Source organism: Erwinia sp. S43 (assembly GCF_016624745.1).
In the GTDB taxonomy this organism is placed as follows: Bacteria; Pseudomonadota; Gammaproteobacteria; order Enterobacterales; family Enterobacteriaceae; genus Erwinia; species Erwinia coffeiphila.
In genome coordinates, this window is record NZ_JACVTX010000014.1 from 1 (window position 1) to 16161 (window position 16161).

At 55.1% G+C, this 16161-nt stretch carries 14 protein-coding genes; 2 read left to right on the plus strand and 12 right to left on the minus strand.

The annotated features are described in order from the left end of the window. Positions 1–378 precede the first annotated feature (378 nt). Entirely contained in the window at positions 379–1671 is a 1293-nt protein-coding gene (locus IBT47_RS16395) for an MFS transporter (RefSeq protein WP_200561489.1), read from the plus strand. Here IBT47_RS16395 and IBT47_RS16400 read toward each other — a convergent pair whose 3' ends face one another. The 5 genes from IBT47_RS16400 to trxC all read right to left on the minus strand — a co-directional run bounded on the left by IBT47_RS16400 (position 1672) and on the right by trxC (position 7546). Further along, complete coding sequence (locus IBT47_RS16400) at positions 1672–1992, minus strand: YfiM family lipoprotein (protein WP_200561491.1); 321 nt, start codon at positions 1990–1992, stop codon at positions 1672–1674. 55 nt (positions 1993–2047) lie between these two features. Beyond that, entirely contained in the window at positions 2048–3403 is a 1356-nt protein-coding gene (gene pssA / locus IBT47_RS16405; RefSeq protein ID WP_234471941.1) for a CDP-diacylglycerol--serine O-phosphatidyltransferase, read from the minus strand. A 99-nt stretch (positions 3404–3502) separates the two neighbouring features. After that, positions 3503–6172 carry a bifunctional acetate--CoA ligase family protein/GNAT family N-acetyltransferase gene (locus IBT47_RS16410; RefSeq protein ID WP_200561495.1) on the minus strand — a complete coding sequence of 890 codons (2670 nt, stop codon included), beginning with the start codon at positions 6170–6172 and terminating at the stop codon, positions 3503–3505. Positions 6173–6263: 91 nt separating this feature from the next. Continuing rightward, entirely contained in the window at positions 6264–6992 is a 729-nt protein-coding gene (locus IBT47_RS16415) for a tRNA-uridine aminocarboxypropyltransferase (RefSeq protein ID WP_200561497.1), read from the minus strand. Between the two features lie 134 nt (positions 6993–7126). Then, complete coding sequence (gene trxC, locus IBT47_RS16420; RefSeq protein ID WP_105593345.1) at positions 7127–7546, minus strand: thioredoxin TrxC; 420 nt, start codon at positions 7544–7546, stop codon at positions 7127–7129. A gap of 266 nt (positions 7547–7812) precedes the next feature. Here trxC and IBT47_RS16425 point away from each other — a divergent pair, with 266 nt between their 5' ends. Continuing rightward, positions 7813–8853, plus strand: coding sequence for a tRNA/rRNA methyltransferase (locus IBT47_RS16425; RefSeq protein WP_200561499.1), 1041 nt, complete (start codon positions 7813–7815; stop codon positions 8851–8853). A 76-nt stretch (positions 8854–8929) separates the two neighbouring features. Here IBT47_RS16425 and emrB read toward each other — a convergent pair whose 3' ends face one another. The 7 genes from emrB to proX form a co-directional block, all read right to left on the minus strand. After that, positions 8930–10468: a multidrug efflux MFS transporter permease subunit EmrB gene (gene emrB, locus IBT47_RS16430; protein WP_105593132.1), complete on the minus strand. Its 1539-nt coding sequence runs from the start codon at positions 10466–10468 to the stop codon at positions 8930–8932. A gap of 14 nt (positions 10469–10482) precedes the next feature. Further along, entirely contained in the window at positions 10483–11655 is a 1173-nt protein-coding gene (gene emrA / locus IBT47_RS16435; protein ID WP_200561501.1) for a multidrug efflux MFS transporter periplasmic adaptor subunit EmrA, read from the minus strand. A gap of 168 nt (positions 11656–11823) precedes the next feature. Next, positions 11824–12354 (minus strand): transcriptional repressor MprA, encoded by a 531-nt coding sequence (gene mprA / locus IBT47_RS16440; protein ID WP_105593133.1) that lies wholly within the window; start codon positions 12352–12354, stop codon positions 11824–11826. 82 nt (positions 12355–12436) lie between these two features. Next, positions 12437–12784, minus strand: a complete 348-nt coding sequence (ygaH, locus tag IBT47_RS16445) for an L-valine transporter subunit YgaH (protein ID WP_105593134.1) — start codon at positions 12782–12784, stop codon at positions 12437–12439. After that, positions 12781–13524 (minus strand): AzlC family ABC transporter permease, encoded by a 744-nt coding sequence (locus tag IBT47_RS16450; RefSeq protein WP_200561503.1) that lies wholly within the window; start codon positions 13522–13524, stop codon positions 12781–12783. Before IBT47_RS16450 ends, ygaH begins: the two co-directional genes overlap by 4 nt. Positions 13525–13644: 120 nt before the next feature. Next, on the minus strand, positions 13645–14847 hold the full coding sequence (locus IBT47_RS16455) for an MFS transporter (RefSeq protein WP_200561506.1): 1203 nt from the start codon (positions 14845–14847) through the stop codon (positions 13645–13647). Between the two features lie 263 nt (positions 14848–15110). Continuing rightward, positions 15111–16106, minus strand: a complete 996-nt coding sequence (gene proX, locus IBT47_RS16460) for a glycine betaine/L-proline ABC transporter substrate-binding protein ProX (protein WP_200561508.1) — start codon at positions 16104–16106, stop codon at positions 15111–15113. Between the last annotated feature and the right edge of the window lie 55 nt (positions 16107–16161).

Here is a 16161-nt window from a genome sequence, read left to right on the forward strand (position 1 = left end):
AGGCATCAAATAAAGCAGAAGGCCATCCTCACGGATGGCCTTTTTGCGTTTACGCGTTATCAATACTCCCTTGACGAACTCCCCACGGTACAGGTATCCATTTTTTACTATCCGTGTACCTGTCTTCTGCCAGTTCCTAACAACGTTAACCACTCCGAATAAGACATTGTTACTCAACCTTTTCACCACTCAGAACAGTAAAAATCGCTAAATCCACTGCATTAGATGTCCGAATAATTTCCTCAGGTTGTGCCATAATCGGGCTGCGTCTAAAAGGCTATATGCCATATAAATCATAATGTTATAAACACATCATCATCACTACCAATAGCTTTCTTTGGCACTAAAGTTGGCGAGGAAAACTTACGAGGATTTTACATGGACTCAATTACCGAAAAGCAGCAGGGAGACACACTGACTGCACGGCAACGAATCTGGGCGATTGTCGGAGCATCGTCCGGCAACCTGGTTGAATGGTTTGATTTCTACGTTTATTCATTCTGTTCGCTCTATTTTGCTCATATTTTCTTCCCCTCGGGCAATCCAACTACCCAGCTGTTACAGACTGCCGGTATTTTTGCCGCGGGATTCCTGATGCGGCCGATCGGCGGCTGGCTGTTTGGTTACATTGGTGACAAGCACGGGCGCAAGACCTCTATGCTGATTTCCGTCTGCATGATGTGCTTTGGTTCGCTGGTTATCGCCTGTTTGCCGGGCTACGATACCATTGGCGTCTGGGCTCCTGCGCTGCTACTGCTGGCGCGTCTGTTCCAGGGGTTATCAGTGGGGGGAGAATATGGCACCAGCGCAACCTACATGAGTGAAGTTGCGGCAGAAGGGCGTAAGGGTTTTTACGCTTCTTTTCAGTATGTTACGCTGATCGGTGGTCAGCTAATGGCTCTTCTGACGGTGGTCGTGCTCCAGCAAATTCTCTCCGATCAGGAACTGCGCAGCTGGGGTTGGCGTATTCCATTTGCCCTGGGCGCGGCGCTGGCCATCGTGGCACTTTATCTGCGCCGTTCACTGAATGAAACCTCAGACAGCGCCTCACGCGAGAGTAAAGATGCCGGATCGCTGAAGGGATTATGGAAGCATCGCCGTGCGTTCATTATGGTACTGGGTTTTACCGCAGGTGGTTCACTCAGCTTTTATACCTTCACCACCTACATGCAGAAATATCTGGTCAACACGTCCGGTATGGATCATAAGACGGCCAGTGGCTTGATGACCGCCGCGCTGTTTGTATTTATGCTGCTGCAGCCTGTTATCGGCGGCTTATCGGATAAAATTGGCCGCAGGAGCTCCATGCTGATCTTTGGCGGGCTGGCTGCGGTTTGCACGGTGCCGATCCTGACGTTATTGCAAAGCGTACACGATCCGATCATCGCGTTCGTTTTAGTGATGCTGGCGCTGGTAATCACCAGTTTTTACACCTCAATTAGCGGCATCCTGAAGGCTGAGATGTTCCCGCCAGAAGTCAGGGCGCTGGGGGTAGGGCTGTCCTATGCGGTGGCCAATGCGTTGTTCGGGGGATCTGCGGAATACGTAGCTCTGTCGCTGAAGGCGGTGGGCAGTGAAACCACTTTCTTCTGGTACGTCTCCCTGATGGGCGCGGTGACTTTCCTGGTGTCACTGATGCTACATAAGCGGGGCAAGGGTCTTAAGCTGTAACTAGTGGCCGATATTCCATAACGTATAGCCGGTGGCAGCACCGGCTAAATCCCAGGTAAAATCTTTCCAGCTCCATCCGGTTCCGCCTTCCCGACTGTCGTACAGCTCTTTCGCCGCACCAAGGGAGATGGCAAACGTCAGGCCAAAACTTGCACTACGTCCTTCGCTCCAGTTTTGTCGTTCACCGTAGGCATTTCCCGCTGCCGCCAGAAAGGCGGAAGAGATAAAATGCTGAGCCTTATCACGCCCGGTCCATTCATCCTGGGCCAGATGAGTGCAGCCGCTACAGCAAAGCAAAACCAGGGGAAAACAGATGCGCATATTCGCTCCGGTTAAAAAAGCCCCGTAAAAACGAGGCTGTATAACAGGTCAGACACTACAGAATTCTGCTAATCAGTCGGTCAATGCGAATGCGCCGCAGACGACGGATCAGCTTACGGACCTTAACTGGATAATCGGCAATGCTTTCCAGATCGCGGAAGTGCTCAACCACGGTGGTATGCTGACGGATCAGGCTAAGTTCGCGATCGCGCTGTTCAGTCAGCTGCTGGAGAGGATCGTGGATCAGGACCGCATTTTCCAGATCGAGGCGCCAGGCGCGTGGATTCAGGTTATTGCCGGTGACCATAATCCATTCATCATCTACCCAGAGTCCCTTAAGGTGATAACTGTTCTCGCCGTCTTTCCATAAACGCACGGTAAGCTGCCCGACATCAATGTAATACTGCAGGCGGCTAAGGAAGCGGCGCAGGTTGATTTCGTACAGATAGGGCAGCGCACCGATAATCTTAAATGGCTGATCTTCAGGGATATAGAAATCATTCGCCGTCTTATCGCCAACGATAATCTCAACCTCTTTGCCCCGGCGCAGCAGCCAGATAATGTTTCGAACCAGAATCGCCGGCAGGTTGAAGTAGGGGGTGCAGATCGTCAGCTTGCGCTCGGCGCAGGGCATCAGATGGTAGATGGTTTTATTCAGCAGACTGCGTTTACCCAGCCCAACCAGTGGGGTGACCGCAAGCTGCTCATTGTTGGCGTTGCCGGTGAACTGATAGTCAAAACCACGCAGATCCTGGCGGAACTGGCGGGTTTCATTTTTGATTTCCGGGCTTTTAGGTCGCTGGTGACGATCCAGGCGGTGAACGGCTTCGGCCTGGATCAGATTTTTATCGATCCATCTGAACATCGTATCGGCCAGCTCACGGTTGGTAATGAGCTGATAGCGGTCATAGCGGTATCGGTCACGCTGATGCAGATAGACATCGTTGAAGCTGGCACCGGTATACAGCACCGTATCATCGATAATCGAACCTTTCAGGTGCAGCACGCCCAAAGCTTCGCGGGTGTTGACCGGAATGCCGTAAACCGGGATCGCAATATCTTCGTTCTGACTGGCCATTTCACAGTACCAGTCTGCATTCGTTGCGGAAGCCGCTGCGCCGATTCGGCCGCGCTGAGCGCGGTGCCAGTCGACCAGGACGCAAATATCCAGCGTGGGCCGCAGCCGTTTAGCCGCGTAAAGCGCTGAGAGAATCGCCTGGCCGCCTTCATCATTTTCCAGATAGAGAGCCACGATGCAGATACGCCGTGTCGCCGTCGCGATTTTTTCCAGCAGCGTCTGGCGAAAATCCGCAGGAGAATACAGCGTGGCGAAATCAGCAACTGACTGAGAAAGTTTAGGCAGTTGCGCAAGGTGCTGTTGGTGTTTATTGCGTTTAAAATTTGACAACATCACAGTGCGTTTCTTCTCTGTTCATTGAATGGCCTTTATCCGTAAAATCATGACCCTAACCGAGAATAATACCATTAGTTTGTGCGAAAGGCGTTAGATTTACTTTTCATTGCCGCCTTCCTGTTCGCGCAGCGGCAGCGACAGACCAACAATATCGTCTTCCAACTGCACGTCGACGACAAACCCCAGTTTGCGTGCCAGTGCCAGCATGCCCTGATTACGCGGCATCGTAATACCATTTAACTGCTGCAGGCCGTGATCGCGGGTGTAAACAATCATTTTCTCCAGCAGGCGTCGGCCAAGCCCAAGGCCTTTCAGATCGGAGCGCACCAGGACGGAAAACTCCGCGTCGATATTGTCCGCATCTGAAATTGCGCGGGTTACACCGATAATCTCATCCAGTCCATTATGCTGACGGATGGCAACAATCGCCATTTCCCGATCGTAGTCGATTTGCGTCATGTTAGCCAAATCATCATGGGTGAACTCATTGATCTCGCTGAAGTAGCGATAGTAGAGATCTTCTTTGGTTACCTGAGCGATAAACTGCTGTAGCAGAGGTTCGTCCTCTGGAAGAATGGGCCTGAAGAGGCACTCTTGTCCATTCTTCAGGACGATTGTCTCTTCCAGCGCATGCGGATAGGGACGGATGGTCAGACGGTCTTCCGCATCACCGTGAAACTCCGCCAGCTGAAGCGTTACGTCCAGCAGGGTAAACTCGTTGCCTGTGGCCAGCAGGGGGTGAATATCCAGACGAACAATCTGCGGGCAGTCGACAATCAGGTCAGACACCTGAACCAGCACCTGGCTCAGGCCAACGATATCAAGCGGATGTAGCGCACTACGTCCGCGGATCTTGCCGCTTTTAATCGCCTGAATCACCAGATAGCGCGCCAGCGTCATATTCAGCGGCGGCAGTGCCACCACTGCCTGGCGGTCACCCTGCCAGGAGATACCGCCTTCACCCAGCATAATCACCGGACCGAATAGCGGGTCCTGCTCAACCACAATTCGCAATTCCTGCGCCCCGGCACGGTTCGCCATACTTTGTACCAGCAGGCCGTGAATGCGTGCCTGCGGCGAAGTCAGCCTGACGCGATCGATAATCGCCTCGGCTGCCTGCTGCACCTCGGTCGAAGTCCGGAGATACAGCATCACCCCCTGGACTTCTGACTTATGGCGGATATCCGGCGAGCGCAGCTTCAGCGCCACCGGATAGCCAATCTGCGTGGCGATCTGTACCGCTTCACTGCTATCGCCGGCAATCCAGGTCGGAAGCGTATTCAGCCCGTAGGACTGGAGAATTGGCTGTACTTCATGCGTATCCAGCGTGGTGGCACCATTTTCCAGCGCCTGCTGGATCAACTGATGAGCATCACTGGTATTGGCGGTGAGGTTCGCGGGCAGAGCCGGGGTTTCACGCAGCTGCTTCTGGTTACGCCGGTACTCAACCATATGCATAAAGGCCGTCACCGTCCCTTCCGGTGTACGATAGGTGGGGATACCGGCATCGCTGAACAGTCTTCGGGCTTCCTGGGAAGAATGTTCGCCACACCAGTTAGTCAGCAGCGTTATCTGCCTGCCGCGCGGATGCTGTTTCACCAGCTCAATCACCCGCTGAGCCGTTAGCGTCGGTGGCGCAACGGCGCTGGGCGCATGAATGATCAGCAGGGCATCAACGTCATGGCTGTCGAGCAATAGCGACAGCGCCTGCAAATAGCGCTCCGGCGTGGCGTCATCTTTTAAATCCAGCGGGTTACCCGGTGTAATCCCTTCCGGGAGCCGCTCACCGAGTTCAGTAAGTAAAGACTCACTCAGCGTTGCCAGCTTGCCGTTGCGGTCGTACAGCTCGTCCAGCGCCAGCGCGGAGGGCGCGCCGCCGTTGCTGACAATCATCAGCCGTTCGCCGCGCAGCGGGCGCATATGGCTGAGCGTTTCCACTGCTGAAAACAGTTCGTGAGTATCCTGCACGCGCAGCAGACCGGCGCGCTGAATGGCCGCATCCCAGGCGGCATCCATTCCGCCATGGGACTTCAGCAGCTGGTTGGCGTGAGGGCTGCGGCCACTTTTGATCACCAGAATCGGTTTATTACGCGATGCGCTGCGGGCGGCAGAAACAAAGCGGCGCGCATCGCTAAGATGCTCCAGATAGAGCAAAATCGCGCTGGTTTTGCCATCGCGCGCCAGGAAGTCGAGCAGATCGTCGGCATCGATATCCAGGCTGTCGCCCAGTGCTATAAACCAGGAGAAGCCAAGCTGGCGCTGCTGCGCCCAGTCGAGAATCGTGTTTGACACTGCCGCCGACTGTGAGATAAAAGCCAGCTTGCCTTTAAGAATCGGCACCGGGGAGAAACTGGCATTCAGCCCCTGCCACGGGGCCAGCAGCCCAAGGCTGTTCGGGCCAAGCAGGCGGATTTGCCAGCGGCTGGCGCAGGCTTCCAGCTCGGCGAGCTGGCTGGCGGGCGCGGAGAGAATAATGCAGGCTTTACAGCCACGTTCGCCGAGCGCGGTCAGCAGCTCCAGATTACGCCGGGCGTGAGTGCAGATAATGGCGAGGTCCGGGGAAAGCGGCAGGCTGGCAATATCAGGCCAGGCCAGTACGCCGCAAACTGCCTGATATTTTGGCGTCACTGGCAGTACCGGTCCGCTGAACCCGCCCGCCAGCAGATTACGCATCATCAGATATCCGGCGCGTTCGGGCCGGGTGGAGGCTCCGATCACGGCGATCGATTTCGGTCGCAACAGTGCTTCTAAACCGCGTTGACTCATCTCCGCTCCCTTCGAGAAATTATCCGCTACCCTGCAGTAACGTATTTTGATTCTACTCCGGGCGGCGAGAAGATGCTGCGCTGCGTATCAGTTAATTGATCGTGGGCAGAATTTGCGATTCTTCATCAACATTCTCAACGGAAGCCTGATACAGAGGGTGGTGCGGTTTCCCGGCCAGATAACGCTGGCGGAACAGATCGAAATGGCGGAACAGCGCTTCACCGGCAGCGGTATCTCCGGCCTGTAACAGCAGTTCTGCGGCGACTTCAGCGGTACAGTGCTGGCCCTCGCCGTGCGACTCGCGTAACAGATAGTTTGAAGGGCGGGTCAGCGTTAGCGACATCACCGGCAGGTCATCGAGCCACGGGCTTTTGCGAAACATTTTCCGCGCTTCAGTCCAGGTGCCGTCCAGCATAATAAACAGCGGCGGCTTGCCGCTGAGCGGCGGAGTATTCAGCACCGGACGATCGGTATCGGCGTAAGACTGCGGAAAAACCACCATTGGCTGGAAGTCGGGATTCTGAACAGCCCGGAGCAGGTCGGGATCGGGCTCCGTGCGTGACCAGCCAAACGCCTCGGTATCCGGCAGGATATCGGCAATCAGCCGCCCGGTGTTGCTGGGTTTCATCGGCTCGCTGTCGAACATCACCAGACAAAAGCGGCTGCGGGCCTGCTGCGGTTCGAGCGTGGCGCACAGGCAGTTCTTCTGCGGCAGCAGGCAGCGCTGGCAGCGTTTGATGCGGTTACCACGGGCAAGGAACGGGCGGGTGGCGCGGGCAAGTCGTGCGGCGCGCAGACGAAGGACGGCGTTATCGGTCATCAGAGATCATCAGCAAAAAACGCTATTCTAGCGGATTCTGGCCGGGCGTGCCCGGCCTTGGTAACGCAGTAGGGTGAAGACCTAATTACTGGTCCTCAGTACATCCTTTTTTCCAACAGGATATCGGCACAGGCCTAGATGTTTTCATCAAGCCACTGGTCGAACGGCGCTTTCGGCATTGCGCCGCTGAGCATATCTGCCATCTGACCCTGCTTAAAGACCATGATGGTAGGAATGCTGCGGATGCGGAAGCGTGCGCTCAGCTGCTGTTCGGCCTCGGTATTCACTTTCAGGAAGCGTACTTTACCGCTGCGTTCTTTTGCTACGGTTTCATAAACCGGTGCGAAGTTCACGCACGGCCCGCACCACGGAGCCCAGAAATCAATGACTACCGGCAGATCGTCCTGTAGATATTTATCCAGCGTATCGGCAGTGGCATTAATCACCTGGCCATCAAACAGCGGGTCACCGCAGCGACCGCATTTCGCACCATCGGTAATACGCTCTTCAGGCACGCGATTGGTTGCCTGGCAGGATACACAAACTGTATTCATCATTTACCTCGCAGATCGGCGAAAGGGTAAGCGTTCACTTACCTCATTGATCGTTATAGTCCTGTTATTATGAGGGGCGAGAATCCTGGCAACAAAGAGATTTGTTCAATGGATATAATAGGTAATGTCTCATACGCTTCAGGATACAAAACGCGCGGCTGCACTGGCGATATTTGCCGAACGGCGGCTTTTATTGGAAGTTGATAGCTAACTGTTGCCACATCAGGTAATCTGCGCGCTTCGCGCTCAGCCCAGGTGGAGGAAAAATGAACGACGAATCGAAAGGTAAAAGCAGCAAGGTTAAAGTGATGTATGTCCGCAGTGATGATGAAGGCGGCGGCAGCAAGGGTGGATATAATCCTCGCACCGGTAAAGGCCCTCGTCAGGATGACGCGCGGCGTCCATCTCGTCATGCTGACAGTAAGCCACGCGGCGGGCGCGATCGCAGCGAAGGGCGTTCTGACTCTCCGTGGCGCACCGTTTCCCGTGCACCCAATACCACGCCAGATGCGGATAAACCGGATCATGGTGGTATCAGCGGTAAAAGCTTTATTGATCCGGAACAGCTGCGCCGTCAGCGTATGGAAGAGACTCGCGTGTATGGCGAAAATGCCTGTCAGGCGCTGTTCCAGAGCCGTCCGGAGTGCATCGTACGCGCCTGGTTTGTGCAGAGCGTAACGCCACGTTTCCGTGATGCATTAAAGTGGATGGCGGCAAATCGTAAGGCTTATCACACCGTTGATGAAGCCGAGCTGCAAAAAGCGTCCGGTACTGAACACCACGGCGGCGTGTGCTTCCTGATTAAGAAGCGCGTTGGCACGCCGGTGAGCGAGTGGCTGGCTAAAGCCGATCAAAAAGATTGTGTGCTGGCGCTGGAAGGCATCGGTAACCCGCACAATCTTGGTGGCATCATGCGTAGCTGCGCGCACTTCGGTGCAAAAGGCGTGCTGGTGGACGACGCGGCGCTGCTGGAATCCGGTGCGGCAGTGCGAACCGCCGAAGGCGGCGCTGAGCATGTGCAGGCGATCACCGATGAGAGCTTTGCCGTGGGTCTGGATGCATTCCGCCGTGCAGGCTACACCATCGTTACCACATCCAGTCATAAAGGGACTTCCCTGTCGCAGGCAGAACTGCCGGCGAAAATGGTCCTGGTTCTCGGTCAGGAGCGTGATGGTCTGTCAGACAGCACTTTCCAGCAGGGCGATCTGAGCGTATCGATCGGTGGAACGGGCAACGTGGAAAGTCTGAACGTTTCCGTAGCAACCGGTATTCTGCTTGCCGAATGGTGGCGCCAGAACAAGGCGTAATGCCATAAAAAAGGCGGATAGTCTTATCCGCCCTTGAAAATATCGCTGAAGGCGGCCGGTTCACCGGCCGCCTTTTTTAATGCGCGCCGCCGCCGCCGCCTCCGGCACCAAACGGAGGGCGGGCGAACCACACCAATATCAGCAGGATCAGGAACACCCCGGCAGATGCCCAGAAAATCTCATTGGCGGAGATAATCAATCCCTGGTTGGTGATCTGCTGCGCCAGATAAGCGGATGCCTGATCGTGGCTCATGCCTAACTGCTCCAGCTTGCTGTACATCTCCTGAGTATTGGCGCTGTAGGGCGTTACGGACTCGGTAAGATGGGCATGGTGTAGCGACTCACGGTCAGTCCACATGGTCGTGGTGATCGATGTACCAATCGAACCGGCCAGCGTACGGGTAAAGTTAGACAGGCTTGATGCCGCCGCCAGCCTCTCCGGCGGCAGGCCGGATAAGGTTATCGTGGTGAGCGGCATAAAGAAGCAGGCCACGGCAAAGCCCTGAATAAACTGCGGCCACGCCGATGCGGCAAAATCCATCCCCGGCTCGAAAGTGTACGCACGCCAGTAGAAGCATATCGCGTAAACAATAAAGCTGAAGGTCACCAGCCGTCGCATATCCAGCTTATGGGCGAAACGGCCGATAATCGGCGACAGAATCACCGGGATGATCCCAACCGGGGCCGACGCCAATCCTGCCCAGGTGGCGGTATAGCCATACACCTCCTGCAACAGCTGCGGTAGCAGAACGATAGAACCAAAGTAGAGCATATAGGCGAGGCTGATCGACAGACAGCCAATGGTGAAATTGCGCGACTTAAATAGCGACAGATCCACAATCGGATGATCGTCGGTCAGTTCCCAAACCAGTAGGACAACCAGAGCCACCACGGCGACCACCGTCAGCGTAATAATCTCCGGGGAACTAAACCAGTCCAGCTCTTTACCCCGGTCTAGCATCACCTGCAGACAGCCGACGCCGACAACCAGCAGCACCAGACCGACAGTATCAATCGGTCGGATCACCGTTGGCGTCTCGCGATTGCGCAGCGTTTGCAGCGTCAGCACCACCACCGCAACGCCAATCGGCACGTTGATAAAGAAGATCCAGCCCCAGTGGTAGTTATCGCTGATCCAGCCGCCCAGAATCGGGCCGCAGATCGGCGCGACGATCACCGTCATCGCCCACAGCGATAGTGCAATACTGCGCTTCGCCGGAGGATAGTTGCTGAGCAGCAGGCTCTGCGAGAGCGGGATAAGCGGACCGGCAACGATCCCCTGAATCACGCGGAAGAAGATCAGCATGCTCAGGCTTTCCGACATGCCGCACAGCCACGAGGCGACGGCAAATGCCACCGTTGACCACAGGAACAGTTTCACTTCGCCGATGCGCTTTGCCAGCCAGCCGGTAATCGGGATCGAAATGGCGTTTGCCACGCCAAACGAGGTGATAACCCACGTTCCCTGGGAGTTTGACGCCCCCAGGTTACCGGCAATCGTTGGAATGGCCACGTTTGCAATCGTGGAGTCCAGAACCTGCATAAACGTAGCCAGCGACAGCGCAATGGTCATCAGGACCAGTGGCGCGCCCTCAAGCGGTTTTTGTGCCATCACAGCCTCCCGCTGGCTTAGTTAGCATTCGCGCGGATGATATCGGCAATCAGGGCGTTAGCCGGGGCCAGATCCAGCGCCAGCGCATCACTTTCGTAAGCAGGTTTACTGCGCACGCTGGTGGCCAGAACCGCGCCGTCACGATTGCTGGTATCAATTTTTACCAGTGTAGACAGACCGATACGCAGCGGATGTTTTGCCACTTCCTGCGCATCCAGCTCAATACGCACCGGCAGGCGCTGAACCACTTTGATCCAGTTGCCGGTCGCATTCTGCGCTGGCAGCAGTGAGAACACACTGCCGGTGCCCATATCCAGGCCGACGACCTTACCGTGATAGACCACGTCATCACCGTAGATATCACTCACCACGGTAGCGGACTGGCCAATACGCACGCCTTCCAGCTGAGTTTCTTTAAAGTTAGCATCCACCCACAGATTATCAGCAGGAACCACGGCCAGCAGTGGTGTAGCGCTGGTGATCTGAGAACCCACCTGTACGCTGCGGCGTGAAACATAACCATTAATCGGGCTGATTATGCTGGTACGCTGCAGGGCCAGCCAGGCATCGCGCAGTTCGGCCGCGCTTTGCTTAACGGCAGGCTGATTTTCCAGCGAGGTATCCAGAATCATCGCCTGATTGGCATTGTACTGCTGGGTAGCCACATCGAGCTGAGCCTGAGCCGTAGCCACGGCATCACGAGCGTGTTGCAGGTCTTCACGACCAATCAGATTGGCGGCACCCAGCGGTTCACGGCGCTTTAAATCTGCCTGCGCTTGTTCCAGGGCCGTTTTTTGCAGTGCGATGGTGGCCTGATACTGCTTGCCGTTGATAATGAGCTGATGGGTTTGCCGAACGCTGGTTGCGAGTGCCGTTTGCGCTTTTTCAAACGCCTGCTCGGCATCGGTTCGATCCAGAGTGATCAGGACATCGCCTTTTTTCACATAATCGGTGTCATCAAACCACACTTTATTGACGCTGCCTGAAACCTGCGCCATAACCTGGGTCTGGTTACCGGCAACGTAGGCGTCGTCCGTTTCCTGATAATGACGTAATACCAGGAACCAGTAAGTCAGATAGGCTACCCCGATAATAACGAACAGCACAGCCAGAAAAATCAGCGCGCCTTTGCGCGTCTTTTTTTTATTTTTCGGCTGCTGCGGATCCTGCGTGACCGCGTTTGCACTCATGTTTTTCTCCACGTTCTCTTGCCATTCAGGTTCGCCGGACATCCTGTCAGCAACAGCCTGAGTCTAAAATGCCAGCGGGATTAGCGCTGGCATGAGTTTATTTTTGGATGCTTAAAGTAACGATTCCCTGATACGGGTGTGTCGCACAATATGCTATTAGTGGTTCAATTAACGAGAAAGTGAGGCGATAACCTGTTCTTCATCCATTTTATCAAGGCGATTTAATAATTTACGGATAATGCCTTCCAGCTGAGATTTTTCGGAATCATTCAGCGATGACCACAGAAGCTGCAGGCTCTGATGCTGAGGTGGCAGCAGCTGGCGCAGGAAATCATTGCCCTTAGGCGTAAGATGCAGGTGCAGACAGCGGCGATCGTTATCGCTCTCGCGGCGTTCAATCCATCCACGTTTTTCCAGTTCGTCGGCGATACGGGTCGCGTTTGTACGGGAAGACCCGAGAGCTGAACTCAGCTCGGAAGGTTGAATGCTGTGATCTTCCTGCGCATCCAGCGTGATCAACGCCATGAACAGCGTCTCGTTAATTCCCTGTGCCTTCAGCATCTTGTTGCGGTTTTCCAGTAGTTTGCTCTGCATATGCATACACAAACGGGTCAGCATGATCTCCTGTAACGGGAAATCTTTCTGACGGTTCGCTCGAAAATTAAGCATCTGTTCAATGGGAGAAAACGAACTTTCCATTATAAAGGGACCTCATTAATTGAAACTGGTGTCGTAACGATGATGGCATTAGAGAAAGATCGCTTTCCCGGTTGGTGGCTGTTCACAAAGCCGCACTCATCATCAGTAATTTCCAGGTCACTCCATAACCCAGGGCGCTGAGCAGCGTTGATAAAACAATGCTGCGCGAAAAATAGAACGTCATACACAGCACGGCGAAACCGAGCAGCGTAGGAATTAATCGATCAGGATGCCGCAAAATATCGGGCAGGCTGGAGACAATCAGCAGGGCGCAGATAGAGGCAATGCCGATACTGTCTAACAGCAGGCCGGTCACGCCACGCTTGATGCTGGTGGCCTTGTTCCTGCCGTGCAGGCGCAGAGGCAGATAGCGAAACAGGAAGTTCACCAGGCCTACCAGCACACCGAGTATAAGAATTTGTGAACTCACGGGCGCTCCCTGCCGCCCGGCGGCGGTAACAGTCCTGCCAGACAGCCGGCAACAATACCGCTGAGAATGGCAACCGGAATAGAGAACAGCATCATTCCGGCCAGCGCGCCCGCCAGCGCGGCGATAACGGTAAAGCTCTGTCGGCGCTGGAACGAGGCCAGCAAAAAGCTCAGGAACAGCGCGGGTAGCATAAAGGTCAGCGCGCCTTCAACGGCGGGGTAATCATCTAAAAGGCCGTTACCGGACCACGCGCCTGCAACCGTGCCGGCAACCCAGGAAAACCAGGAGCAGATGGCAATACCCAGCATCCAGTTTTCGCTCCAGCCACGGTTGTCTCGGTAAAGTTTTGCGGTCGCTGCGGCGAAGACTTCATCAGTCAGGCCAAATGCCCAAAAAGGTGTTTTACGTGGGTTAAGTTTTTGGGTGATGCGCTGGCGCAGGGAAGGACCGTAAAGAATGTGTCGCACATCCATCGCCATCACGGTTAGTGCTGCGATCCACAGGGAAGCTCCGGCGCTGAGCAGTGCGGTAATCACAAACTGGCTGGCTCCGGCATAGATAATGCAGGAAAAAAATATCGCTTCTAACGGCGTGAAGCCCAGCTTTGTTGCATTCAGTCCAAACGCAAAGGCAACCGGCACGTAGCCAATAACGATTGGCAGACTGTCGATAACACCTTCGCGCCAGCTGGAAGGTGGGAAATCTGTATTTTCCGAAAGATAATTTTGTTCAGCTGTCATAGCCCGTATCGCTTGTGTTGCTGAATAATTGCATGTGAAAAAATAACCAGCTTGAATAAATCGCGTCTAACATTACCAGAGTGTGAAATCTGTTAACAGGCCGTCATACTTGAAAAAACTTCATTTTTGACTCAAAAAATCAGCTGAAGCAGACTCATGCTTAGAGTTTCGCCACCAGTTGAATAGATTAACGACGGTTAACAGAGCGCCACAAACGCAGACGCCATACCAGCCTGCCATCTGATAGGCCGATGCGGAAAGCAGTGAGCCCGCGGCACCACCAATAAAGTAGCAGGTCATGTAACCTGAGGTCAGACGATTACGCGCTTCCGGCATATGGCGATAGATCACGCTCTGGTTGGTGATATGCACACCCTGAACGGCCAGATCGAGCAGCAAAATGCCAATAACCAGTGCGATAAGTGAGTGAGCGCCAACTGCTGTGATTCCCCACGACAGCAGCAGAAGTATCAGTCCTACGCTGGTGGTCAGCCGGGCTTTACCTTTATCGGCCAGCGCGCCAGCCTGGCGTGCTGCCAGTGCTCCTGCCGCACCGACCAGTCCCAGCAGACCGATTTTGCCCTCGGAATAGCCCCATTCGGGCGAAGAGAGCAGAAACGCCATTGAGGTCCAGAGCACGCTGAAGTTAGCAAAAATCAGGCAACCAGTGATGGCCCGGGTGCGCAGAATGGGGTGCTGAGCAAACAGTGAGAAAATCGAACCCAGCAGCTGGCCGTAGTTCAGCGAAACCGATTGCTTATAGCGCGGCAGATAGCGCCACAGGGCCAGAGACATACAGACCATCAGCACGCTGGCGACCCAGTACACGGTACGCCAGCCGCCCAGCTGTGCCAGCCCGCCCGCAACGGTCCGCGCCAGCAGTATCCCCAGCAGCAGCCCGCTCATTACCGTGCCAACAACCCGGCCGCGTTTTTCCGGTGCAGCCAGCGTAGCGGCCAGAGGGACAAGGATTTGCGCCACCACGGAAAACAGTCCGGTGAGAACGGTTCCCAGCAGCATTAGCGGCAGCGTTGGGGAGAGCGCGGTAATGACCATCCCGCCTGCCGCCAGCAGACTCATGGTGACAATTAAACCACGCCGCTCAAGCATATCGCCCAGTGGCACCAGCAGCAGCAGCCCGGCGGCGTAGCCAAGCTGAGCGGTGGTGACGATAAAACCGGCCTGATGGAAAGAGAGATCGAATGCCTGGGCAATGGTTGCCAGCAGCGGTTGAACATAATAATTACAGGCAACGGACAAACCGGTGGCGACAGACATCAGCGCAACCAGCGCCGGATTCAGTCCGGTATGGGGGGATTTCATAGCAGCCAGAACAGGGGTAAGAAATATCTCATAGGCTAATAGTAACCTAAAAAACTATTTCACTCACAGAATAATTAACAGGACAAACCAGTTCGCCCGGAGCTCTCCGCGCTGTGAATACTGCCCTCAATGCGGACTTTTACAGCCTGGGAGGAGTGTGAGATCGGGGGGATGGCGCGATCGAAATAAAAGGGCCGCTCGTTGAAGACGAGCGGCCCTTGAAAACGCGTTGTCGAAATGATTTCGCAGCGGCTAATGTGCCTTTATTTCGCTGCGGCCAGCGCGTCCTTCACCCAGCCATCGAACAGCGCCTGGTGTGCTTTGATCCAGCCGTCAACGTGGGCGTTGATATCCGCTTCTGAAGCCTGGCCGCTGTGCATACGTGCATTCTGTGCGTTGATATCGGCAATCGGCAGCTTCATTTCCGAGAACAGTTTCGCCGCGGCAGGGTTTTTCTCCGCCCAGGCTTTGTTAGCAACAATGTGCATGGTGTTCACCGGGAAGCCATAGTTCGCGCCGTTAGGCAGCTTGGTATCCACATCTTTCTGCTCGCCAGGCATAGAGGAGAACGGCACCTGCAGCCACACTACATCGCGGCCCGGCACCAGCACGTCGCTGACCCAGTACGGCGTCCAGGTGTAATACAGGATCGGTTTACCTTCTTTAAAGCGGGTAATGGTATCGGCGATCATTGCCGAGTAGTTGCCCTGATTATGCTCAACGCTGTTGCTGAGATTGAAGGCTTTAATCTGGTGGTTAATCACCGCTTCACAGCCCCAGCCAGGCGTACAGCCGGTCAGATCCGCTTTGCCATCGCCGTTGGTATCAAACAGCTTCGCCAGTTTCGGGTCTTTCAGCTGATCGATACGCGTAATGTGGTATTTCTCGGCGGTTTTCTTGTCGATCAGATAGCCCTGAGCAGCGCCCTGGACGTAGGTACCTTCACGGTAGAATTTTGCGTCGCCGCCTGCGGCTTTATACATATCGTCGTGCAGCGGCTGCCAGTTAACGGCGGTAAAGGTGGCATCACCGGAGGCAATCGAGGTGTAACCCACGTTGTAATCCACCTCGCTGGTGCTGTCTACGGTATAGCCCAGTTTTTCCAGCGCGCGGCTGACCAGCTGCGTCTGGAAGCTCTCTTCGCTGATGGTGCTCTGAACCGGCTTAACGGTAATACCTTTACCCGGCAGATCGGCGGCGGAAACCTGAGCGGCGGCCAGCGTAGTTAACGCGGCGGCCAGCAGTGCGGTCTTGCGCATAGTAACTCCTGGTTGTCATTAATTGTGGGGAGGTGAGCGGCGGCACGATGTCATG

What these genes read in the sequence shown, in the direction of transcription:
- IBT47_RS16415 (WP_200561497.1), bottom strand. Translation starts at nt 6,992, where the DNA reads ATGACCGATAACGCCGTCCTTCGTCTGCGCGCCGCACGACTTGCCCGC.
- IBT47_RS16425 (WP_200561499.1), top strand. Translation starts at nt 7,813, where the DNA reads ATGAACGACGAATCGAAAGGTAAAAGCAGCAAGGTTAAAGTGATGTAT.
- IBT47_RS16410 (WP_200561495.1), bottom strand. Translation starts at nt 6,172, where the DNA reads ATGAGTCAACGCGGTTTAGAAGCACTGTTGCGACCGAAATCGATCGCC.
- IBT47_RS16450 (WP_200561503.1), bottom strand. Translation starts at nt 13,524, where the DNA reads ATGACAGCTGAACAAAATTATCTTTCGGAAAATACAGATTTCCCACCT.
- IBT47_RS16455 (WP_200561506.1), bottom strand. Translation starts at nt 14,847, where the DNA reads ATGAAATCCCCCCATACCGGACTGAATCCGGCGCTGGTTGCGCTGATG.
- pssA (WP_234471941.1), bottom strand. Translation starts at nt 3,403, where the DNA reads ATGTTGTCAAATTTTAAACGCAATAAACACCAACAGCACCTTGCGCAA.
- proX (WP_200561508.1), bottom strand. Translation starts at nt 16,106, where the DNA reads ATGCGCAAGACCGCACTGCTGGCCGCCGCGTTAACTACGCTGGCCGCC.
- emrA (WP_200561501.1), bottom strand. Translation starts at nt 11,655, where the DNA reads ATGAGTGCAAACGCGGTCACGCAGGATCCGCAGCAGCCGAAAAATAAA.
- IBT47_RS16400 (WP_200561491.1), bottom strand. Translation starts at nt 1,992, where the DNA reads ATGCGCATCTGTTTTCCCCTGGTTTTGCTTTGCTGTAGCGGCTGCACT.
- trxC (WP_105593345.1), bottom strand. Translation starts at nt 7,546, where the DNA reads ATGAATACAGTTTGTGTATCCTGCCAGGCAACCAATCGCGTGCCTGAA.
- IBT47_RS16395 (WP_200561489.1), top strand. Translation starts at nt 379, where the DNA reads ATGGACTCAATTACCGAAAAGCAGCAGGGAGACACACTGACTGCACGG.
- mprA (WP_105593133.1), bottom strand. Translation starts at nt 12,354, where the DNA reads ATGGAAAGTTCGTTTTCTCCCATTGAACAGATGCTTAATTTTCGAGCG.